At 49.5% G+C, this 22096-nt stretch carries 21 protein-coding genes; 9 read left to right on the top strand and 12 right to left on the bottom strand.

Features of this window, described 5'->3' with window-relative positions; all coding sequences use genetic code 11:
* Positions 1–91: 91 nt before the first annotated feature.
* From BK667_RS16050 to BK667_RS16035, 5 genes are all read right to left on the bottom strand, one after another.
* Complete coding sequence (locus BK667_RS16050) at positions 92–1039, bottom strand: hypothetical protein (RefSeq protein ID WP_123598215.1); 948 nt, start codon at positions 1037–1039, stop codon at positions 92–94.
* Between the two features lie 230 nt (positions 1040–1269).
* The gene (locus BK667_RS16045; RefSeq protein ID WP_123598214.1) at positions 1270–1674 is read right to left on the bottom strand and encodes a hypothetical protein; all 405 of its coding nucleotides are present in this window, start codon (positions 1672–1674) and stop codon (positions 1270–1272) included.
* 11 nt (positions 1675–1685) lie between these two features.
* On the bottom strand, positions 1686–2054 hold the full coding sequence (locus BK667_RS33075; RefSeq protein WP_148060143.1) for a hypothetical protein: 369 nt from the start codon (positions 2052–2054) through the stop codon (positions 1686–1688).
* Between the two features lie 37 nt (positions 2055–2091).
* Positions 2092–2985 carry a hypothetical protein gene (locus BK667_RS16040; RefSeq protein WP_311198934.1) on the bottom strand — a complete coding sequence of 298 codons (894 nt, stop codon included), beginning with the start codon at positions 2983–2985 and terminating at the stop codon, positions 2092–2094.
* A gap of 454 nt (positions 2986–3439) precedes the next feature.
* Positions 3440–4273, bottom strand: a complete 834-nt coding sequence (locus BK667_RS16035; protein WP_123598212.1) for a hypothetical protein — start codon at positions 4271–4273, stop codon at positions 3440–3442.
* 152 nt (positions 4274–4425) lie between these two features.
* Here BK667_RS16035 and BK667_RS16030 point away from each other — a divergent pair, with 152 nt between their 5' ends.
* Together BK667_RS16030 and BK667_RS16025 are read left to right on the top strand one after the other, a co-directional pair.
* Positions 4426–5298, top strand: a complete 873-nt coding sequence (locus BK667_RS16030) for a DUF5677 domain-containing protein (protein WP_123598211.1) — start codon at positions 4426–4428, stop codon at positions 5296–5298.
* Between the two features lie 410 nt (positions 5299–5708).
* A complete protein-coding gene (locus tag BK667_RS16025; protein ID WP_123598210.1) occupies positions 5709–6662 on the top strand; it encodes a hypothetical protein in 954 nt (317 codons plus the stop codon).
* A gap of 425 nt (positions 6663–7087) precedes the next feature.
* Here BK667_RS16025 and BK667_RS16020 read toward each other — a convergent pair whose 3' ends face one another.
* Entirely contained in the window at positions 7088–8389 is a 1302-nt protein-coding gene (locus BK667_RS16020) for an FRG domain-containing protein (RefSeq protein WP_123598209.1), read from the bottom strand.
* A 248-nt stretch (positions 8390–8637) separates the two neighbouring features.
* Here BK667_RS16020 and BK667_RS33995 point away from each other — a divergent pair, with 248 nt between their 5' ends.
* Positions 8638–9021 carry an HNH endonuclease gene (locus tag BK667_RS33995; protein WP_123598208.1) on the top strand — a complete coding sequence of 128 codons (384 nt, stop codon included), beginning with the start codon at positions 8638–8640 and terminating at the stop codon, positions 9019–9021.
* A 244-nt stretch (positions 9022–9265) separates the two neighbouring features.
* Here BK667_RS33995 and BK667_RS16010 read toward each other — a convergent pair whose 3' ends face one another.
* Positions 9266–9970 (bottom strand): Cap15 family cyclic dinucleotide receptor domain-containing protein, encoded by a 705-nt coding sequence (locus BK667_RS16010; protein ID WP_123598207.1) that lies wholly within the window; start codon positions 9968–9970, stop codon positions 9266–9268.
* 86 nt (positions 9971–10056) lie between these two features.
* Between BK667_RS16010 and BK667_RS16005 the strand changes: the two genes are divergently transcribed.
* From BK667_RS16005 to BK667_RS15985, 5 genes are all read left to right on the top strand, one after another.
* On the top strand, positions 10057–11223 hold the full coding sequence (locus BK667_RS16005) for a CBASS cGAMP synthase (protein WP_123598206.1): 1167 nt from the start codon (positions 10057–10059) through the stop codon (positions 11221–11223).
* Between the two features lie 3 nt (positions 11224–11226).
* Positions 11227–12897, top strand: a complete 1671-nt coding sequence (locus BK667_RS16000; protein WP_123598205.1) for a ThiF family adenylyltransferase — start codon at positions 11227–11229, stop codon at positions 12895–12897.
* Positions 12879–13352, top strand: a complete 474-nt coding sequence (locus BK667_RS15995; protein WP_123598204.1) for a Mov34/MPN/PAD-1 family protein — start codon at positions 12879–12881, stop codon at positions 13350–13352. Before BK667_RS16000 ends, BK667_RS15995 begins: the two co-directional genes overlap by 19 nt.
* A 182-nt stretch (positions 13353–13534) precedes the next feature.
* Positions 13535–13897: a mCpol domain-containing protein gene (locus BK667_RS15990; protein WP_259698048.1), complete on the top strand. Its 363-nt coding sequence runs from the start codon at positions 13535–13537 to the stop codon at positions 13895–13897.
* 2 nt (positions 13898–13899) lie between these two features.
* Entirely contained in the window at positions 13900–14514 is a 615-nt protein-coding gene (locus BK667_RS15985; RefSeq protein WP_123598202.1) for a Cap15 family cyclic dinucleotide receptor domain-containing protein, read from the top strand.
* 633 nt (positions 14515–15147) lie between these two features.
* Here BK667_RS15985 and BK667_RS15980 read toward each other — a convergent pair.
* The 5 genes from BK667_RS15980 to BK667_RS15960 all read right to left on the bottom strand — a co-directional run bounded on the left by BK667_RS15980 (position 15148) and on the right by BK667_RS15960 (position 19927).
* The gene (locus tag BK667_RS15980) at positions 15148–15930 is read right to left on the bottom strand and encodes a hypothetical protein (RefSeq protein WP_148060142.1); all 783 of its coding nucleotides are present in this window, start codon (positions 15928–15930) and stop codon (positions 15148–15150) included.
* A gap of 318 nt (positions 15931–16248) precedes the next feature.
* Entirely contained in the window at positions 16249–16731 is a 483-nt protein-coding gene (locus tag BK667_RS15975) for a GNAT family N-acetyltransferase (RefSeq protein ID WP_123598200.1), read from the bottom strand.
* Positions 16732–16946: 215 nt separating this feature from the next.
* Complete coding sequence (locus BK667_RS15970; RefSeq protein ID WP_123598199.1) at positions 16947–17816, bottom strand: AraC family transcriptional regulator; 870 nt, start codon at positions 17814–17816, stop codon at positions 16947–16949.
* 123 nt (positions 17817–17939) lie between these two features.
* Complete coding sequence (locus tag BK667_RS15965) at positions 17940–18485, bottom strand: GNAT family N-acetyltransferase (RefSeq protein WP_123598198.1); 546 nt, start codon at positions 18483–18485, stop codon at positions 17940–17942.
* Positions 18486–18781: 296 nt separating this feature from the next.
* Positions 18782–19927: an asparaginase gene (locus BK667_RS15960; protein ID WP_259698047.1), complete on the bottom strand. Its 1146-nt coding sequence runs from the start codon at positions 19925–19927 to the stop codon at positions 18782–18784.
* Positions 19928–20657: 730 nt separating this feature from the next.
* Here BK667_RS15960 and gabP point away from each other — a divergent pair.
* Entirely contained in the window at positions 20658–22064 is a 1407-nt protein-coding gene (gabP, locus tag BK667_RS15955; protein ID WP_123514842.1) for a GABA permease, read from the top strand.
* Positions 22065–22096: the final 32 nt, after the last annotated feature.

Raw genomic sequence — 22096 nt, 5'->3', positions numbered from 1 at the left:
CTCGCGCCTCTCAGTTTTCGAGGTATTTAGCGCGTTTTCACACAGCCTGGACCAATAGCCGCCATTCACGAAAGGCCTCCGGCCCAATGAGTTACGGATCTTTGCTTGGGGCAGAACGCACCGTTATCTCACCGTAGTCATGGACTGATGTAGATACTTCGTAGCGTTTTCCATGCAGCGCTGTCAGATAGAAAGCTTTTAACGATTGGCTTTGGGTCGGCTCAAAATCTTCGCGTATAGGGTAGCCTTTAGGGTTGCGTTTACGCTTTAGCCACAGAGAAAAGAAATAGAATCCCGAGATCACTGGTATGAATATGCCTAGGTATAGCATCGCTGATAGAGTTTTTGGTAGTTTGTCTGGCTGAAGAAAAACTTCTGCCAATGTGTAGTCCTCATATATCCACCACAATGCAAAAAAAAGGCAGAACGGGCTGCTGACGATCATCGCAAACGCAATCAAAGCAGTTAGTCTTTCATAAATAGTAGCCCTGGAATCATCAGTGGTTAGAGCGAAATCTGAATGCTGTCCGAACACACGGCCAGTCCCTTTTATTACCGCTTTGGGATTGCCAGCCGTATAAAACCCGATTTGTACCCATTCGTCTTGGTTCAAACAGTCAAAACCAATTTGATATCTATTCTGATCTACTGAGCTGATGGAAAAATCCATCGCCTGATGAGGTTTAGTCACACGGGGTGGCCCAATAACTTTGATATCCTCACCCAGGTCAATCGTGATAGGTGCACTGGGAGAGATTTCGTCGCCTCGCACGGCTTCTCTACCTCTATTCCACACTCGTACAACAATAAAATAAACGTTGTCCAGCGGCTCGCCAGCGAGATCAACAATCCGAAAAGGACAATATTCGGTGGCTTCTGCAACGATCTGTCGCCCTAGGACCTCCAATACTAAGTCTTTCTTTTTCTCGGTTTGTTTGGCAGCGATAAGACTGAGCAAATATCCGAGGACTCCCCCTAGCCCCAACAAAATCAGGTCCTTCGTATCTAGAAGGGTTATTGATTCTAAGATTGCTTGCATTTTTATCCTAAAAAATATCGCATTTGAAATGGTGAATCTTGATTATAGCCGCGATGATGCACCTTCATATCAAGCAGAGTCTGTGTTCGGATCATAGAATCGCTATCAAATCCGTAGACACATTGAATGACTGCTCCTGGCCGATAGATGTCATTGACGTCCAGCCACTTTCGGCCGGAACCTGCTATTAAGTTTGTCCGCACCAATAAAGCATGGTAATTTTACGTGCATTACTCATCGAGCTTTATGCGCCCAGCGATTGTCTCAACTAGAGCTTTTGCCGTCACAGGCTTATCATGCACCCTTCTCCAAATACTTGCGGCTGTGAAAAACCCAGCAATACCAGCTGCAGATATAAATATCGTCTTCCAAGTATTCGCAGCAAAGACAAAGTCATTAAAGCTGCTTGCGGTCAATGAAGCCATTAGGCTTAGGAGTATGCCTAAATAAGTCACCCAGTCCCTCGATCTGGTTAGTCCTTGATGATAGTCTTTTATTATTCGATATAGCTTGTCCTCGGTAATATTTATAACATGAGTATCCGTGTTCTGGGATATTCCAGTATAGTTGATTCCGTTCGACTCAGGAATAATAACCCTTGGAGCAGTAACGTCACCTGCCTGATCATTTTCCATATTCTTGCCCCCTAAATACTTTCACGCCACCAAAGTTGTAAGGTCAAGTGATTGGTCCCTGCAATGCTTGTGTTGACCATTAGCATCTCCACCACGCCTGAGTTATTAACTTTGGCAAGTTCGTAAGGGGTATTTAATGCCGTCCCCAAAGAATTACTCCAGTTAATCAGCGTCATCAAAGAGCGGCCATTCTCTGGGGTAAAGGTGACGTTTTGTGTCCCTGTGGCCTGTTGAAACACAATGGTCAAAGGAAGCGTAGTTAAAGACCCTCCATATTCTGGTCCTAACTCAATATCTATCTCACATTTCATAGAACCAGGAATGATGAGGTTAAATGTCGAAATCAACCGTTTACCATTTAATCGAATTTTTTGAGTCATGATACTATTCTCAGATCATTAAGTTGGTTGTGAAGGGTTATGTCAGCAAAGCGAATCTCGCCGGGTCGACTGCATCGACCGGCATGAAGCCACTGCCTTTTTTGAAACTCATGTTATGGACGAAATTTTTCATGGCATCTGATGGGTCGATGGCTTCGAGATTTAGAGAGCCTAAAGTTAAACGCGAGAATGCAACACTCAAAATCGGCAGTTCCTCCAAATGACCAGTTGAACCGTTAAGGACCTTATCATTTGCGGTGACGATCACAATTTCATCGGGCAATATTGCTAGGAGTTCGAGTCCGACTCGTAATGCACAGCTGCACACATAGTCTTGATGCAAATCATTAAAACGTCCGACTGGCATTGCCTTGGTCGACAGCTTTCCACTTTTCAGCAGAGATTTTATTTCTTTCGGAATGACGCTGGCCCCGTGAACGGATAACCGACATTCGACTGTACCGCTTTCATGAACAACCAACTGAATGGCTGATCCTAAGTGCGCAATCTCTGCGAAAGGCTCCAATGCCTCGATCGCATCCAGTTTGGCCTGGCGATCACCATTGAGAATACGCTCAGCCAAATCTTTTTCCTGCGCCCACTCAGAATGGTTTATTTCCCATTCTCTGAATTCTGCCAGGGAGCTGTCTGAATCCATCACTTTGGCGGCCTCAACCTTGGACATTAGAGCTGCCCGCTGACGCGTTTCCAGCTTTAGCAAGCGGCCCCAGAAGTTTGGGCTATAGCGTGCATACTTTTCAAAAGCAGCTTTTTCTAGCAAGTCGCTTAACTGCGGCGCTGTAGGCTCAGGCTTGGACCGCATCCGTCTCCAGTTAACCTCCTCACCACACTCTTTGTGCATGGATAGAAGGACTTCGAGATAGTTTTCGTACACGTCGACTTCGTGCACGGCTTGTTCAAGCGCTTCCATTCGAGCGTACTCCTTACTTTGCCGCTCGAGATCACGCTGCCGACGATGAGCGTTGCGCTCTGATCTTCTTGCTGACGCTTGCAGCGACCGTACTGTTCCCTTCCACCCCATGACCACCCTCCTTAGCCAATTCATAGTGATGGCACATTAGCACACGCTAAAGCTGCTACATCATCGCTTTACGGACTCACACCGTTTTCATTAATACCCCAGAGCCAATTTGTAGCGGAAATGCCAGAGAGACCCTTGTAATGAAGGACAGCTATTGGCCGATTGCTGCCTTTGGCGAAGGTCAAGCTTGAGTGGGTTTCTAATCCTCACGAGAGGCAGCAACCGGCCACCTTTGCTAAACAGCCTTCCAAAACGACCACATTCACCATAAGCTGATCAGAACAACCTGCAGACTTGCGAGTGTGTGCTTTTTGTTAAGCATCTGCTTGAGTTAATATATGAATTACTTATTATGATCGGTTGGCAATCGCATCATGACTGTGCTTGTTAGGTATAAAAATGTTTGTTTTTTGAAACTGCTTTCGATTAGCAAGTAAGCATCATCTACACTCAGAAGAACGTGGGCTTTCCCTTGGTATTGTTCGTTTTTGAAATCAATAACGTCTTCGGTCATTATCTTGTCAAATCTTAGCATGCCCGTGTAAAAGGAAAGCGCCACGGCCGAACCAGCAAGCAAATAGCTGTAATCCCGTATTAGCGATCTTCTGAGGGCTATTCTTTTTTTATCTAGAATTCGTTGAATCTGCGTTGTTGGGCGAATTAGTATTCCGCATTTCAGTATTGCGGCTAAAGTTACGCCGCTTGCCCACATCCATGTCATCTTGCCAACAGTAGAGTAGTCAAATTTCAAGTACGAAAAATTAAACATAAAGCTGAATATAATAAAGAAAAATGTCCAATATATGAGTTTCTCCGCCATATTGGTTTCTCTGTGCATTCTTCTCGCAGGTTTTTTTAGCCATGCTGGAAACCTTTTACTTGCCGCGAATGTTAGCGCTGCAAGGGGGGAAAGAACAGAGTAGTAGAACTGTGATATAGCGAAGGAGAACACTTTCGTGACCATGTAACAGAACGTTAGGTAGAACGTGAAAGTGGCAACAAAATTTGTCAGAAATTTAAGTGATGCGATGGATACAATCTCGAAGGGTACCTCCATAAGAAATCCAATATAATGGACTGTGCCTAGTGAAAAAAATGCCAATAAGGCTTTTATCGCCGAGGCGATGGTAGTTTTGTCTTTTGGTAGTTTTGCCTGGGTTAGAATCTGTTTTAGCAAAGCGACATCTCGTTGATCAGCAGAGGTGGGGACGGAAACTCCGACAGGTTAGTCCGCGACCGAGGCGGGTAGCAAGGACGTTCGCCGGCGTCAGCATGGCCCACTTAACTGTTAAGCTTGAGTGCATCTGACGTTGCGAAAGGGATGATGTGATGCAGTACCAGCGAGCGGAAGAGCTAGAAAGAGAGTTCAACACCTTGATTGGGTTGATGGCGGAGATGATCACAGCCCAAGCAAAACAGTACGATCCGACATTGAATAATCCAACGTGGATGTTCAGTCAGCATGACTTAGCCAAGAAACTATTTCGGCACATGTGCTCGGCGCGCTCATTGCTGGAGCCCTCGCCATTTCGGAGTCAGACAATTCCCCCGGGCAGTTTTATCGACCACTCGTCGATGGCGGTCCTGACTCGCTCCGCACTTGAAAACTACTTGGTAATGACGTGGCTTCTCAGCGGCGGAAATGAGTCTTTGCGAGAGTTCCGGCATAACGTGTGGGAGTATTGCGGCTGGAAAAAGCGGAGCAAGATGGCCGCGACTACGGGTGATGCTCGGGTAGCTCGGCAGAGAGCGGTAGCAGATGCTGCAGCACTATGGCCGGTCATTCAGAGCTCGCCCCACTTCCAAAGCTATGCAGAGCCTCAGCAAGTTCGCCTTCGCAAAGGTAGTTGGGATGTAGGTTGGCATTGGAACGATTTAGCCGTAGATGCAGGATTACATAAGACCTATTTCACGTCGTACTACCCATTCCTTAGCGGACATGTGCACAGCGATTTCATCGGAACGCTTCAGAGTGGCCAAGCGAGCTCTTTAGGAGATCAGTACATGCTGGGGTCAGCCAATCTACAGGTGATTCTGATGTTGATCGGCCATTTCGCGCACCACTATGCGAGCTTGTTTCCACCGGCCAAAAACGTGCTACTCAACGCAGGTGCCGCACGCGAGATCGCGGAAAAGTGGCACATTCGCGCGGAAGATATGGATTTTCTCTACCAGCCAGATGCGCCGCCCTTATTTTCTTAGACACCCTCACCGACTGCTTTTGGCCGGATTCAGCCCTTCACGACAGGCAACAATCGGCCGAGGCTGTGTGAAAACGTTTTTGAGCGCGACAGGTACTCAAAACCGGACTGAAAATCGCGCTCCTACGCGAAATCCACATCTCTGACGTGCCGATAAATTTCAGATTTAACGTAGACGCGCACACTTCAATTTTGGCGAAGCGTTTTTACACACTCTGGGCCAGAAGCAGCCCTTCGGAGGTGGGCATCGATGGTCCGTCTAAATTTCATACGTTTCACAAAAATTGTAACCTCCAAACACCAAGTGATATCATTTTGACATGAAGGGCTTTCAAGATTAACCATAAAGTGCCTAATAGAATCGAGCGCAAGACAAAATTTCTATCGACCACTGTCAGAGGATAATAAAACATGTTCGATCTGGATAAACTACGAAAAGAAATCCATGAAAATATCGACTCCAAGAACGAGTTAGTTTTAGCCAAAGTGCGTGGCCAATTGCACTGGCTGTCGCACACGGACAAAACGCACCAAAACTCGGAAATCACTTGGACTCTCAAAGCTCAAGAGGGAACACTTGAAAAATTCCGAGACATCTATAGCACATCAAAACTAGAAAGCGACACCGAATTGGTAGCGCTTGCACGAAATCTTTTTGAAAACATAATATGGTTAAAGCTTTTCAATAAAGACCATGGCTACGGCTTGGTGTTTTACTATCAATTGCTTAACGAACAATTAAAAAGCCAAGAGCAGGTTATTGAAAAGGCCCTCGGCGAGATAGAGCTTTTCAAGGAGCTGGCGGAAGAAGATACATTTGATCTTGGGCCATACAGTCACTTAATGAGTCAGAGTAGTGCTTCTGAAGAAGAGCTTGAGAAAGCACGAGAGTATCTCTCCAATCGAGGTGCCATGGTGGATTCTAAGGCCAGAAATGCTTTCTCTATATACGCTGCATCCGCCAAGCACAATGGCTATTCTTATCAAGCCCACTTAATAAAAACCAAGGTTATTCCACATCATGAGGAGCGTATATCAGTACTGCGCAAGAATCTAGATGATCTAAAAAAATCACACTCTGAAGCAGATCTTTCAAAACTAAAGGAGCTTGGGGTAAGTGCGCGCTGGAATTGGTGCGACAAGGCGAAAAGCGTTGGAATGGCAGACCACTACTATTTTCTCTACGCTTTTACAAGTCGGTCACTGCATTGCACAGCAATGAACATAATCACGCCCAAAGTTCTTGATGACAGCGAGAGGCATCTTCTTTTGGACTACATTTGTATCACCAGCAATAATTGCTACGACGAGATAGAAAAATTTGGTTATCCTGGAAAAGTAAACTTAGCGTATGTAGATATTTAGCAACCACAGGACAAACAAGGCATCTCTAGCATTAACATAGGCTTGGATGCCAGGACATTACAGAACTAGGCCCCTCACTCCGCGCTGCCCCGTTGAAGGCTGTTTATTCGCAGATCGCGAGGAATGATATATCCCCGTGCCGGAGTGGGTACCGTTTGTTTGTCGTCAAACTCACTTTGGTTGATAGCAAGCGGCATACTTGAATTCTTGGCTGTGAAGCCTTGCTGTGAGAACTCCGGATCCACACTCATCAAATCTGGAATGAAATCCCTTCCGATGTCTCGCTGCCAATGTCCGCTTTGGGTTGTGGATTCCACCGGTCGCCACAGGCAGAAAACGGCCAAAAGCGGCCATTTGCTAAAGCTTGATAGTTCGTCAGTAGTCGCTGGTTCGCTGACATTCCTATCGCCACTTGCCAATTCTGCTCACTCACGAAACGAGTACTTCTGGGCAACGTATTTGGCCGAATTCTCAATATATGGGAAGACGGTGCTTTCGTTGATGTTCAGCAGGTCAAGTTGTTTCAGAATGTTCTCCTTCTGCGAAACCGTGATTCTCATCACCACGATCTCAGGTGTGCCCTTCTCATCCAACACCGCATCCAGACCAAACAACAAAAATGCTCCTGATTGGGAAGATATTCGGTCGTTGCTTCGCTTTCCCTTAACGCAGACAATTGTGCGCAGGTGCTCCCGCTGGATACGTGGTTCAAAGAACGACTTCTCTTCTTTTACGAAGTGGATAAGGCGTCTTATTGGTAACTGAGCGTTGAATTCATCGACGTCTTCGATAGTGTGGTCGATTGAATCCTTATCCGCCTTTGGCAGTCGAGCCAAGTTTGCAATGCAGCTTGCCGTGTCGGAGTCGAAGTATTTTATTTGATCCCTGGACACCGCCAGAATGATAACCTCGCCATCTTCGTCATGGTTCGATTTGCAAGCAAAGTAGAGCGCGATGAGCGGATTTGATGTGATGTCGAGCAGCCTGGTCGGCAACGAGTAGTGCTGCATCCGAACAAGTCTATCAAGTGTGTAGCTATCACCGTGGAAGTCGATTGAGTTGGAGACGAGCAGCTCCCGGTAGAGCGTGTGCTCGGTGTCAAGGTAACGATAGTTGCCGCGCTTATCCTTTCTGAACAGCGATGGCTCTAACTTGTACGTTCCCTTATTTGAGTGACCTCGGTAAAACACTTCCTTTTCGTCGTGCTGCACCTCGAGCACCTTTTGGATGAACTCACCCACTGTCGACACTATAGTGGAGGGCTCTGCGTCAGGTAGTTGATCGACGGACGCAGGCTCTTGTTCAGGATAGGCCAGGCCGGCCGAACCGAGTAAGCCGTTGGCGCGCAGGCGTTGGAAGAGATCCTCTTCTTTGATCGCCCAGTGGGTCCGATTCATTTCCCAATCCCTGATGTCAAGCAACGGCGCGATCGGTTTGATAGCCGCATAAGAGATAGGCTGAATTTCGTCGTTTAAATCGAATTCGATCCGGATTGAGCGGCCCTGCTCCTTGATCGAGCGCAACGTGCCAACCCGAACATCGTGATTATCTCCTTCGTAAGCAAAAAGACATGGCCATGAGAGCAATGTCTTAATGTGAGTATCTGTCAGCACCTCGAACGCTTTTGCGATCTTGTCGTTGGTGTACTCAAGGAACCGGCTGCGATCGTATAGATAGAAGCCCTGACTCCAACCGTCGGTTTTTCCCGTGACTAAGAAGTGGTACATGCATCCCTCTATCTTATTTGAAGTCTGAATTACGCGTGGTGGACCTAAGGTCACTAGCTTCTAAAGGGCCTTAGGTAGCAGTGTGCTACAGGTGTTAGAACGATCTGGTGGAAGTGTAAGACCGCAGCGTTTTCGGAGTCCAGATAAGCTGTGGACCCAACCGGTTGATATAACAGATTGGCTAAATCTACCAGCCACACCATACTAGCACCGCTGATTTCCAACGTTATACCGCGGATTATAGATCTATGGCCAATAAAGTCCCCATCGAAGATCGCCCTAAAAAAAACTGCACCAAGTGTGATGCGATCACCCCTTGGAACAGCCATAACCGGTGCATGACGTGTCAAAAGCAGCGGAGCAAGGGCTATTCGGCCCGACTAAAGGCGTCGGGAGGTGGTTTTTCGTCTGAAACAAAGGAGCGATTAAAAGCTGCTCATCCAAACTGCTGTCCTCTATGTCTCACTCCTTGGCAAAATGTTCCACAGCATAGCCAACACCCAAATACACCTTGGCACTTTGATCACATCGTTTCACCGCAAATGGGCGGAACAAACGCCCCCAGCAATGCCCAAATTCTGTGTTGGTCATGCAATCTAAAAAAACTTAATAAACTAGCATCAGCCACCTAGGGTTCTTGTCGTTTGCTACTCAACCGGTAAACGACGCATATCCAAAAAACCTAGGTATCCAACCGGCTGCTTTGGGTCGCCTTGAGCCGGTCGCAACAGGCAACAATCGGCCAATAACAGACGCTCATAGAGCATCGATATCGACCCTCAGTGGACTGTGACACGTAGAAATGGGTTTAGAGCGGATTTCAATGTATCGATGAAATCAGTTCGATTCATTTCATATAACATGTATATGGGGTTTTCAGGAGTTAGTTCTTTTGAAGTTCATAGCGCCAGCGGTGTTACTCGCTCGGCGCCAATTACGCTCCGTCCAATATGTTCCTACTAGTGTTAGTGCATCTCCGGCGTTATCGATGTATAGCTGTGCAGCGCCTATGTGCGACTGGGTATCATCTGCCTCTGGGTTAAGTCTTGTAGATTCATAGATGTACAGCAAACGATGTGGTTCACCATTGACCGATGCAATTGGCTTGGCTACTACGCTGTGAGAACTGGAGGTTTTGTCTCGGCTAACGACGTTTATTTTTACGTCAATTTTCAGGATATTCGCTTTTATTGTGAGTTTTGTTTCAATTCTGTGCAAAGCAATATTTTCTATCTGCTCTGGGTCAAACTGGTTGAATTGTTTTTGATTAGATCTCGCTGCTTCGCGCAGAGCTTCCTGTACCGTCACATTTGAATCCAGGTATCCTTCCCATTCACCAGTAATGTTTGGGTATGAGCTTGGCAGGATTCTATTCATTAGGTTCCAGAAAAAATTAAATATTGGCTGAAAGCATCCAAGAAGGAAGAATGCAGAGACCGTGTAGGAACCTACCTTCAGTGCCAGCTTTCCCGTGCTCATCACATCGTCTGGCTTCTCTATAAACATCATGAGAAGTGTTATTAAGATAACCAATGTTACGACTGAGCCTAGAAGTTTTTTGAGCCCGAAAACTGCGTACATATCCGTTCCTTTTTGCGGATTGACTGCTAATTATCCTATCCCATATAGTGCTGGCAATGTGAAATGACAACGGCAGGGGGTACAAGGTGCAAATACTCAATCTCCACAGCTTGTTCAGCAGCACCGTTCACTCTGACGTTTTCATCAACAATCTTAGCCTGCCAGGCGACGAATCTCAGATGATGCTTGATGCACGCACGGACATTCGTAACCGGCTGAGGGACGAGCTGCCTAAGCGTCTGCGAGAGACTCTGGAGGACGCTGGGGCTGCTCCAAGGCCTCGTTTTTTCACTCAGGGTTCGTGGGCATATAAAACCCTTAACGCACCTTGCAAGAAGCCGCAGCAAGCGGACCTCGATGATGGGACCTACCTGCCTTTCAGCTATATCGAGTCCGCTCCGCCCTCTGAAATGAGCAGCATCCTCTTCAACGCCGTTGAAGACATACTGGGGGAGCTTGGCGCCGAAAAGGGTTGGACGCTTGTCACCGAGAACCCCAACTGCACACGCTTGGAGATCGACAGTGATAAACACATCGATGTCCCTGTCTATAGCATTCCCGATACAGAGTTTGCACTGCTCACAAAAGCCGCAGTTGCTTTGGAAAGTCGGGGTTTGGCGACGGACGCGGCAGCGACTATCGATGACAACTGGGACCTGATGCCGACTCACGGCGTTTTAATGGCGACCAAGACCAACGGTTGGCGTGATAGCGATCCTAGGCCAGTCAAGGACTGGGTCAACAGTGAGGTCGGTATCAAGGGTGAGCAGCTGCGTCGTGTGATGCGATACATCAAGGCGTGGCGAGACCATCAGACCTGGGATCCTGAAAAGGATCCGAAATCGATCCTTTTGATGGTGGCTACCGCCGAAGCGTTCGACGTTTCAGTTCATGGTCATGACGACGTTGCTCTGGCTAAGGTTTGCGAACGTTTGCCCAAGATTTTGCGGGGTAAGGTCATAAACCCTGTCACGTTGGATCGGCCAGCCGATAAGCAGGAAGATCTAGCTGCGCGCCTCGATCGCGACGGGATCCGTGACTTACTGATCAGCCGAATGGAGAATTTGTCGAGGTGCATAAATCATGCGATCTACGAATGTGGCGATCCTGAAAAGGCGTGCGTCATTCTTCGTTCAGAATTTGGCATTCGCCTGCCGAACGATCCAAACCGTGTGGTCGTCGAATCGGTCAAAGCAGTAGCACCAGTGGCGACTGCGGCAGCCAAACCGGTAGGCGATATTACAGCAGGCTGATTGATGATTGCGCAGTTCAGTCAGGTCCACGAAGCCCTCATCCACAAGGGCTTCAAACTGGTTAAAAGCTATCCGCTCCCTATTTACTCGGTGGATCTCTATGTCGATGGGGCGCCGTACGCAGCGTACCTCTCGTTCATTGACTCGGCATTAGTCTACCTGCCGAAAATCCGTTTGATCCAACGCCCACCCGGTCTGCCTAGCAACTGCGCTCATCTTACGTCCTTAGGGCACTTGTGTTACATCGGCCCGAACCAGGCCCACTTACCTCGTGACAACTTAGCCGGTGGTGTACTCGGGTGCATCGAGATTGCAGAAAATCTCCTTACAAGACTTGCAAGCGGTGATGCGCTTACTGATACCCAGGATGAATTTTACGCCTCATGGCTTGGCGAACGGCTCCTTATCGACCTTGACCGAGAGCCGACTGGGACGATTTTCGACTCGACGTTGATTCGAGTGATGACTGACAGGGGGCGCCCTAACATTTATCTACTCGGCCGAGATAAAGATGCTCTTTTAGCTCGGTATGGCCAGTGGAACCCCGAGGTCTCTTCCATCTCACTGATCACCCGTGTTGTAGAGGCTCAATTTCCCCTCGGGGCGACCGAGAATGAATGGCCACCCACTAACCTTTTCATGCTTTTGAAATGGATTGCAGGGGATCAGAGAGCGACCAATGGCATTCATTCGGCCCTGAAGGATGTTTATAGGTCCGGGGCAGCAGACCTGATTCTCATCATCAAGGGCCCGAATACCTCCTGTGCTGCCTTCCTTGAACTGCGGGAACTGCTCGAAGAAACGCTGCCAATACGCTCGCCTATTCAATATCTGAAAGTTGTCACACAACGGCACTCTAAAGGTCTGAAAATGATTCCCTTGGACCCAGCGTACGTAGATCCCGGTTCTTGGCTGGAAAGAAATATGCAAGACGATCACAGGGGGTTGGCAGGGAAAAGCATCGTGTTGGTGGGCTGTGGGGCAATCGGAGGCTACCTTACAGATCTGCTCGCAAAAAGCGGGGCTGGATTTCTAGGTGGTTCGTTAACGCTAATCGATTCTGACATTCTGTCTGTAGGAAATATTGGGCGACATGCGCTTGGGTTTGGCGATTTGGACAGGAAGAAATCTCAAGCTCTGGCTGAAGAGTTGAGGCGTCGATATCCCGCTATAAATGTTCTTCCATTGATGGAGGATTTTCTCAATGTAAAGGGGCTATCAGGGACAGACCTAGTCATCAACGCTACGGGTGATCAAGCACTTTCACATCACATGAGTGAGCAATGGCTTGAGGGGAATATGCCTGCGGTGTTGTTCTCTTGGATTACGGGAACCGGTTGTGGCGTCCAGGCATACCTATTGAGTGACCCAGGCCAAGCTTGCATGTCCTGTTTAGATTACAGCGTTCCGGGAGGTGTGTATTCGGTAATGGCCTCTGAATACAGGCATCAACACAAGCATGCCCCTTCCTGCGGCGATTGGTTGGTACCGTACTCAGCGGCAGCGGCTGTACATGCCGCTGCTCTTGCTTGTGATCTGGCTGTTGCCTGGGCACGGGGAAGCCCTGCCCCGATGCTACGGAGTTTCACCCTCGATTACGCTGCCGGAAAGGTCGTTCCTCCCGCAACTCCACCTCGCAGGAATGATTGCAAAATATGCAGCCGTTATCACTGATAGACCGTGCGACTTGCCATTTGGTGGTGATCTCTTCTGAGGTTCTGGAGCTGATCAGTCGTTATAAGCAATCGGCTCCTGACGATTGTGAGGCTGGTGGTATTTTGATTGGTGTGATGCATGGACCACATCTAGAAATAACTGGTGCGACTGGGCCTCAACAGACTGACAAGCGCTACCGGATGCGCTTTCGACGCTCTGAAGCGGGGCATCAATTCATATTGAACCGGCGCTGGGAGAATAGTGGAGGTACTGAAAACTATGTTGGTGAATGGCACACGCACCCAGAATCCGATCCGCAACCTAGCAGCATCGACCTGAAGGAATGGAGTCGGACATCCAAACGTCTCGGTGAGCCAATGATCGTCATTATAGGAGGTCAGATCTCTAATTATTATGCTGTGATTGATGATCGTAAGTGCCGAGTTCTTCACGTGATAAACTGTACCCCTTAAGCTTTCAGTGCCATATAAGGTCTGACCACGCCCCTTAGAAGGTAAACGTTATAATCCTTAACCTCGTTTTGCCCGGCAACGTCGTCACGAGCTAGCTGAGATTCACATCTTCGTGCAGAGCCATTGAGGTGCCATCACAGCATGCTACTATTGGGTTCCCAACCTATGGCAGCATGGATGACATGAAGTATCTAACGATTGATGGTGACGACATTGGTCAGAAAATCGCCGCCGCCTACCTTACCAACAACACCGCCGAGCTAGTTCGCGTTAACAACCTCGTTCAAGAAAGGACGCATTTCATTGCTGAGTTTTTGCGGCTAGAAGGTTTCGATATTCATTTTTGTGCGGCAGACGGCGTGGCTGCCTCGATTGCATATGATTTCGACGTAGATCAAGTTTCTGCACAAATCGAAAAAATTGCCAATTCAGAAATCACCTTTTCTGCGGGTGTAGGCAACTCCCTAAGAGAGGCCTATATAGCTCTTCTATTCGCGAAAAGCTCCGGCAAAAACAAGTTTTGTGATTTCAGGGAAATCGATTAAAGATGTTCAGAATTATAAGATTTGAGTGGCTCTTTAGGTGGCTCGCGATTGGTACTACCGCGATTAGTCTTCTTGTCTACGTCGCGTTGCAGGCCTATCTTGGCACCGAATTTTCCCTTTCGTTACTTTTTAAGATCGCCGGCTGGACATCATTCGTTCTCATTGTGTGCCTCACAACGGATATTCCTGCTCGCCTGATTTGGGGGTGCGTAAGAGCATTTAATAAGCGGCTGTTTCCTGATTTGAATGGAACATGGGAAGGAGAAATAATAGTCTCGGACACCATAATAATACCTGCGCGAGCAATTATTCGACACTCATTGCTCAAAGTGCAGATAGATATCCATACCGAGACGTCAAAATCAGTGACTATCGAAACGACGCCAACACTCGAATTTAACCAGCACAAGGTCTATTACGTCTATAGAGCTATCCCGAAGAACCCTGATTGGAGCGAGTACAAGGGGACAACTACGTTTGATATCAGATCGGTTAAATTCGGTTCCTACGACGCACTTGAGATGTCCGGTGAGTATTTCACAAGTAGGAAGACTGTAGGGCGTGTGCGTTTTCGCCAGGTCAGTGGCGATACATCTTGTGACGTCTCTTACTACTAGCAGTTATTCCTATCAGCAGAGGCCGTGGCTCTTGGTGAGGGAAATACTTACGGTCATATGGACTGTACATTATTTTAAGTGCTATTTAATCTTAAAAGTGAATATTAAAATTGAGCTTGCAGTTGCTCACTTAGGCCAGCTGTATGAGCACGGGTAAGGGGCGGCTCACGTCGAATTCTTCATGTCGCTATTGTCAGCTTTGGGTCAGAAACGGTCACTCATGAACGTCTGCTAATGGCCGAAAACGGCCTGTCACAGAGGGCTGTTTACGGTCATTAGCAGCCCCTCTGGAACATGGCTGACGCCTCGCCACCAGGAGTGGCAACCGCCCCGGAGAATAGGGGGCATAGCATGTTTTCAATAATGGTGGTCTGCCCCCCTATTTCTTCATTGAATAACGCAGTAGATGTCTTGAACATGAGAAAAAACGTGGTCAGCGATAAGCTCAAGCAGATTACGGATTATTTGATTACCAACGCGGCCAATGTTGACTAGGTCATGAACTCTGCAGATTTTAAAGCTTTGGCGCCGACTTACATTAGTTTTGGTTAGGTTCCCATAGGACGAGAAGGGGGCTATTTGCCAAAATACCCCCTCCTTTTTAAGATAATTCCCCCGAAAGAGCACCTTTAATCAAGTCGCAGCGCACTCCACGATTGCTTTGCAATTCAGTGTGGTTGAGTTTTTACTGTGTACCAGATGAAGGACGATATATTTCTCCGATTCGCTCAGTCGGATAATATCACCTATGGCTACCTGATGATGAAGCGAGATTTCCTCTGGCAAGTTACTCGAATCAACAGAAACTTTGTATTTGTAACTATTTATAGTAAGTTCGCCTTCGGAAAGCCTGTGCGCGAAGTAACGATCTTTCGATTTTTCATAATCTTCATATCGACCAGCCTCAATAAGTGCCATCTGATACTCTGAAAATTTGGCATTATTGGAGAGTGAGGCTTTTAAACTAAGCTTGAATACAACGCCCCCTAGAATAGCTGTAATGACCGCGCATACAGCGGCTGGCATGTAATAGTGCCATATCAATAGCAAAGTACCTAATATAGGCAAGGAAAGCGCGATTGTCTTGTAGAAAGTCATCGGGATAGTAGAGTCAAGGTCCCAAATATCCTTTCGATCCGTTGTCGCTTGGTAATGAAAGAAAAGTAGTGCGTTTGAAATAAGGCCGATCGCAAATGACACTTCGGATATTTTTAAAAGAATTTCAGTTGACGCAGCCTCGCCGGCGCTAAAAAGGGCTAGAAAAAATGCAAAAGAAATAGCTCCTAGCACCGAGTGCATATGTCGCTGATGGGAAATTATGCTTCCATCCTCGTAGCCCCTTTTAAAGCTGATGTAGGCGAGCTCCTTCGCTGTTCGGTTATTTATCATCGGCTCGGGGTTTGATTTTTTTTTCAATTTGAATTCCTTTTACTGAGTTCCCAAGTTGACTACTAAGGTAAATGTTGTTCACCTTATACTTCTCGGCATCACTTAAAATGGCTAGCATACTGTCATTGCTTGTATTCGCTACGGTGCCACTTAGGCTTGTCTCGGCTGTGACAAGTCATTTATGCAGGGGCCGATCGCCAAAGGCCTGGGCACCGCATTTTACGGCCCCATCCTAGCATTTACTGAACAGGTCAATGTCCGTTATTGGCCGGTTTCTGCCCCTGGTGACAGGCGGCTATCGGCCCAGAGTGTGTAAAAACGTACCTGGAGGTGTATCACATCCAGCTAGCAAGCTGGGCCAACCGCCGGAACGCTCTGACGAACATAATAATTGTCGAATTCACTGCTTTCGACAAATTGGAAGCCATGGCGGATATAAAAGCGATTCGAAGCGCTTTCTTTGAGAGCTCCAACTTTAATAGGGAGCGCAGCCTCATCCGCCACTTTGAAAATCTGAGTGAGAACAACAGTGCCTATACCTGATCCTTGCGCGCTCGGTCTCACATACAAGTGGTCGAGCAAGAGTTCATTGTGGTGATGCTTGACCACTACAAAACCAACCTTCTTTCCAGATACCTCGATGTAGTGTGTGTTGCGAGTTTCAAAACCGCTAAGAAATCGCTCACGCGCACGCACCGGATCAAATCGCCCAACACGCTCCAGACTTTCGCGCATGGCCTCAATTCGAATGGCTACAAGATTGTCCAAGTCGCTTTGTTGAGCTGGGACCAAAATGACTGGGGAATTTTGATTGGGTGTGACGGGCATATTTTGCGCTCTATTTACCATTCTGGAAGGCCAGTATAGAGAGCCTGATCTGTGGGGCCCAGTTTGTCTTCACCGTCGAATTCAGACTGAGTTGCACCTAGTTTTCTAGGTGTCGCGACAGGCTGCTTTTGGCCGATTGCAGCCTGTCACAAAAAGCTATCCCCCTGAGCGGACACTCGCCAACGTCAGCCAAGCTCAATAAGCAGCTCGCCCCGTTACTGCAACGGAACATACACATCCGTTTGCCATTGATCCTGCGGTGTTTGCGGATACACGCTCAGGTAATGGAAGAACAGTGGCTGATCACGCAGTTCTTCGCCACTGGCAGGCAGCCAATCGCGGTAGATCGGATAGATCGATTCGCCGATGTGGTCCGGCGATCCCACGTGTCGCACTACGACGCAGCGACCGCCAGCAATGACCAGTTCGCGCACGCCGAACGCATTCGGTTCCACCGTCTCGTGAATCTCGCCGCAAATAGCGAAGCGGAATGCTTCTGCTGGCGTGGTGTCGGGGTTGCCGTAGGGAATGCCAAAGCTGCGACTTGATGCCACCGGCGACTGCCCGCTCTGCATGCGCCACTCGATGAACCTGCTCACGCTCTCATTGACGAGCCCGGGGGAGCCGCAATGTTCAAGCGCTGCGACCCGGACTTCGGGGAACTCTACGATTCGTACTTGCATGATGATAGTCCTGGAAAAGTGAGGGATGGCGAACACCGTATGCCAGACCTGCCAGTTCGGCGCCTTCCTGAACGCACTCGGCGTCATACCGACCGCTCGCTTGAACGCCCTGCAAAATGCCTCGGGACTGTCGAAACCGGCACCGAGTGCCGCCTCCAGTACCGAGTGATCCGCAACGGCGGCCAAGCGATGGGCGGCGCGTCGTAGCCGCATCAGTTGCACATAACGTGAAACCGGCACGCCGACGAACGCGGTGAATTGGCGATGGAAGTGAAACGTCGAAAAATTCGCCACATGACTCAACGTCTTCACCGACAGATCACCTTCGAGATTCTCATCAATGTAGGCGAGTACGGCGTTGAAGCGCTTTGTGTAAGCGACGTTGATCGGCGTGTCAGACACTGGGACAAGCTCCTGGAAGTACGGTCGGCAATAGAGTCGACTATAGCGACGGGAGCGTGCCTAGCCGGGTTTGCTCAACGCGGGTTTTGGGTTGGAACATCCATAGATGAGTGACCGCCCCTTTCACCCCCGCGACGCCTTCCATTGAGCGTGCGTAAGTCCGTAACACTTCGCCAAGGCAGGCGCGGCGGATATTTTCAGTTCGGCGTCATACAAGTGCACCGCACCCAACTTCATCGTGGCCGTTTGCGAACGAATGTTCGTAGTCGCTATGTGGAAATAGACGATGTCGTAAGCCGTGAATGCATGCTCCAGCATCAACTGCTTAAGCTCGCGGTTGGAATTGCCACCCCACTTCGCACGCACCAGAAATGTAAAACCGATGGCAATGCTGTTCGGTAGATCCGGCGGCGTGTAGTAGCTTGATGTGCCAACGATTTTCCCCGAGGCAATATCAATGACAGTGAGCGCTTTCTTCGTGGCGAGTAGAGAGGTGAAGTACGCCTCGAACACCTCGCGTTTATAGCGATCCCTGGCGGGATGGCCGCCCCAGATGTCTGGATCAGCCGCTGCCTGAAACATACCTTCAAAATCACTGTCGGCCAGAGGTTTAAGACTCAGGGTGCTTGCGCATAGATAGGGTTGGCAGTCGAAGTCGGGGGCGGACATGGGTTTCTTTCCGATTGGCCAAGGGATTGAAGCCAGTCTAGAGCGGCAGTTTGATAAAGAAAGATCCAATGTGACGGGTAACGATGGAGCCATCGCTGTAGAAAAGAGGACGGATTATTTTCCGGAAAAGGGGACGTATTTATTTTTCACGGCTGTCCCTTTTTCACAATAGTGTTCATGGAAGGGGGAAGGGGACAGATTTATTTCTTAGAGACATGAAAATAAATCTGTCACCTTTTCTGTCACCTTTTCTCACGGAGAAGCTTCGACGGCACCCTCGAATCTACGCACTAGTACTAGCGATCAAATGCAGCTTGAAGTTCTGCCTGAGCGCTGACACCGCTCTGCAGCAAGAGCATGAGAAGCAGGCGCGCCTTTTGAGGGCTCAGATCGCCGGCCATTACTGCACCTGCTTCGTAGCTGGTCTTGCCGCCGCCAACGAAACCATAGACCGGCATCGTGCGGCCGTTGGGCACTCGGGTCGCAACCACCACCGGTACGTTCTTCGAAAGGGCGTACTTGACCGCCTCGAACATAGAGACGTTCATGTTGCCCATGCCAACAGCTTGCACCACGATGCCTTTGGCGCCCTGGTCGACGGCATAGCGCAGCAGCGATCCATCCGCCCCGCCGAACATGGCTAGAATCTCTACGCGCGGCATCTCTGCGGTACCGATGTCGATATGCTGGCGGCGCAGCGGTGCGTTAGTGAAGATGACCTTGTCCTCCCAGACCTCGCCAAGAAAGCCGAAGTCACCAGACTTGAAGGTCTCGACATCTCCTGTGTGAGTCTTGGTGACGCTGCGCGCCGCATTGATCTGGTTGTTCATCGCCAACATCACGCCCTTGCCGCGGGCTTGCTCCGTGGTAGCAATGCGGATGGCGTTGAGCAGGTTTCGCGGACCATCGAAATCGGGCGAGGATGCATTACGCTGCGCACCGATCAGGATTACCGGTTTGTCGGACTCGACGGTCAGGTCCAGCCAGTAAGCCGTTTCCTCCATCGTATCGGTGCCGTGCGCGATGACGACGCCGGCGACCTCGGGACGCGCGAGCGCGTCATCAACGGCCTTGGTGAGACGTGTCCACCACTTCGCTTCGACATAGTTGGCCGACATGTTCGAGAAGTTGTTGACTTCGACGGTCGCGTATTTGCCGGCATCCGGCACCGTCTGCATCAGGTCATCTCCCGAAATCGCGGGGACGACGCCTTTGGTCACCGGGTCGATCTTCATGGCTATCGTCCCGCCCGTGGCGATGAATTGCACCACAGGTTGTGCTTGGGCCGATGCATCCATCGCCGCGAGGCATATCGCCAAAGTTACAAGCGTTTTTCTCAATGTCCTCATGCATGAATAGTTGCGCCCATTGGCAACCTGGATGGTTTTATCGCCATATCGCGTAGCCGAAGCGCTGAGAAGGGTTCCGATCGAAAATTCCATTCATCCATCCAATTTTTTTGTTGTGTCGGGATTGGGTTTTCAAGCAGCAATGAGAATGTTGTTGCGACAGATCTTATGCGCTGCTGGTACCAGCGTCTATCTCACACGAGAAAATCTGAACATTCAGAAGGGGCATGGAGGAAGACAATTGAAGAGTTGTGATGGGGGCCGGCTTCAACATGATGTCCGTTTACGCCAAACCTCCAAAGGACTTGCAAGACCAGTTTGTCCGCGATGCCATGGAGCTGAGGAAAAGGCCGGATTTATTTTTCACGGCTGTCCCTTTTTCACAATAGTGTTCATGGCTCGTCCTCCACTTTGAGGGAGGACAAGGTTGGATCAGTCACAACGAGTGGTGGTCGCTATTCGGCCCAAAGCAGTCGTTCAAACTTCTTTTTCAGCCCGTAAGGTTGTCGCACAAGCGCAAGTTTGATGGCGCTCGCGCGATCACCTGAGCGTGTATAGCCAGCCTTCTTCCATCAAAGACCATACGCTCTGGTGTATGTCGAAATCAGACTTGCACATGGCGCGCTCAGGCTACTTGCATGGAGGACTGGGCGCGTAAGGTTGCGTGTCATTTCAAGTCAGTGTGCAGTTGCGATGACAGATGGGGAATGCTCCAAAGCGCTGAGGCAGGCGCTTTCGATTAGGGGCAACAGGAATAAATGATGATCGCCTGCCCCCTCAGTCAACACGCTCTAACGTCGATCACCAGAGATCAAAAAAAACAATGAATAGCCTGAACTCTAAAGATTCGAACGGTCAGTTGGCACAGGGTTTCAAGCCGCGACACGTCACCATGCTTTCCATCGCAGGGATTATCGGCGCAGGTTTGTTCGTCGGGTCGGGACATGCCATCGCTGCTGCCGGCCCGGCGGTATTGCTGGCTTATCTGTGTTCCGGCCTGTTGGTCGTATTGGTCATGCGCATGCTGGGTGAAATGGCGGTGGCCAACCCCGACACCGGTTCTTTCTCAACCTATGCTGATCAGGCGATCGGCCGTTGGGCAGGCTTCACCATTGGATGGCTCTACTGGTGGTTTTGGGTGTTGGTGATTCCGATCGAGGCGCTCGCGGCCGGGCATGTCATGAATCAATGGTTTCCCCAAATCGACTCCTGGCTGTTTGCCTTGTTATCCATCGTCCTGTTGGTGGTGACCAACCTGTTCAGTGTATCCAAATACGGCGAGTTCGAATTCTGGTTTGCAATGGCCAAGGTCGTGGCGATCATCGGGTTTATTGGCCTTGGTTTTGCGGTGCTGATGGGTTGGATTCCCGAGCGGGAAGCCAGCGGGTTGAGTCGACTCATGGAGGAACATGGCGGGTTTGCGCCCAACGGCTTGTCAGCGGTCGTAGGCGCGTTCATCACCATCATGTTCAGCTTCATCGGGACAGAAGCGGTGACTATTGCAGCCGCCGAATCCAGCAACCCCGCGCAGAATATCGCCAAAGCCACGCGCTCGGTGATCTGGCGCATCGGAGTGTTCTATTTGCTGTCCATTTTCGTGGTCATTTCCGTGGTGCCCTGGAATGATCCGTTGCTGGCGTCTGTGGGCTCTTATCAGCGGGCACTGGAGCTGATGAACATTGCGCATGCAAAGTTGCTGGTGGATATGGTGGTGTTGATTGCCGTGGCCAGTTGCATGAACTCGTCGATCTATATTTCCTCGCGCATGTTGTTTTCCCTGGGCAAACGCGGTGATGCTCCGAAGCCGCTGAGGGTAACGTCGTCGGCGGGCGTGCCGAGGGCTGCGGTGATTGCCAGCACAGTACTGGGTGCCGGTGTGACCTTGTTCAGCTACTTCATGCCCGCTGGTTTATTCCAGTTTCTGCTCGCCAGTTCCGGCGCCATTGCGTTGCTGGTGTACCTGGTTATCGCCGTGTCGCAATTGCGCATGCGTGGGATCCTGCGTCGGCAGAACGTCACGCTGACCTTTAAGATGTGGTTGTTTCCATGGCTCACCTGGTTGGTCATCACCTTCATCTGCGCAGCGTTGGCGGTGATGATGGTGACGCCAGAGCACCGTCTGGAGGTGTCTTCAACCATCGGCCTGGCGCTGGTGATTTCCTTTATCGGCCTTGTGACCACGCGTCACCATGGACGATCGCAGAGGGCGGTATCGGCGCAACGTGCATAGTCGCCAGCACGAATGTGCTTGCGATCTCATCA

Source organism: Pseudomonas frederiksbergensis, from assembly GCF_003732705.1.
GTDB classification, from domain to species: domain Bacteria; phylum Pseudomonadota; class Gammaproteobacteria; order Pseudomonadales; family Pseudomonadaceae; genus Aquipseudomonas; species Aquipseudomonas frederiksbergensis_F.
Note: the sequence above shows the minus strand (reverse complement) of the source record. Positions and strands in the feature narration are given on the sequence as shown.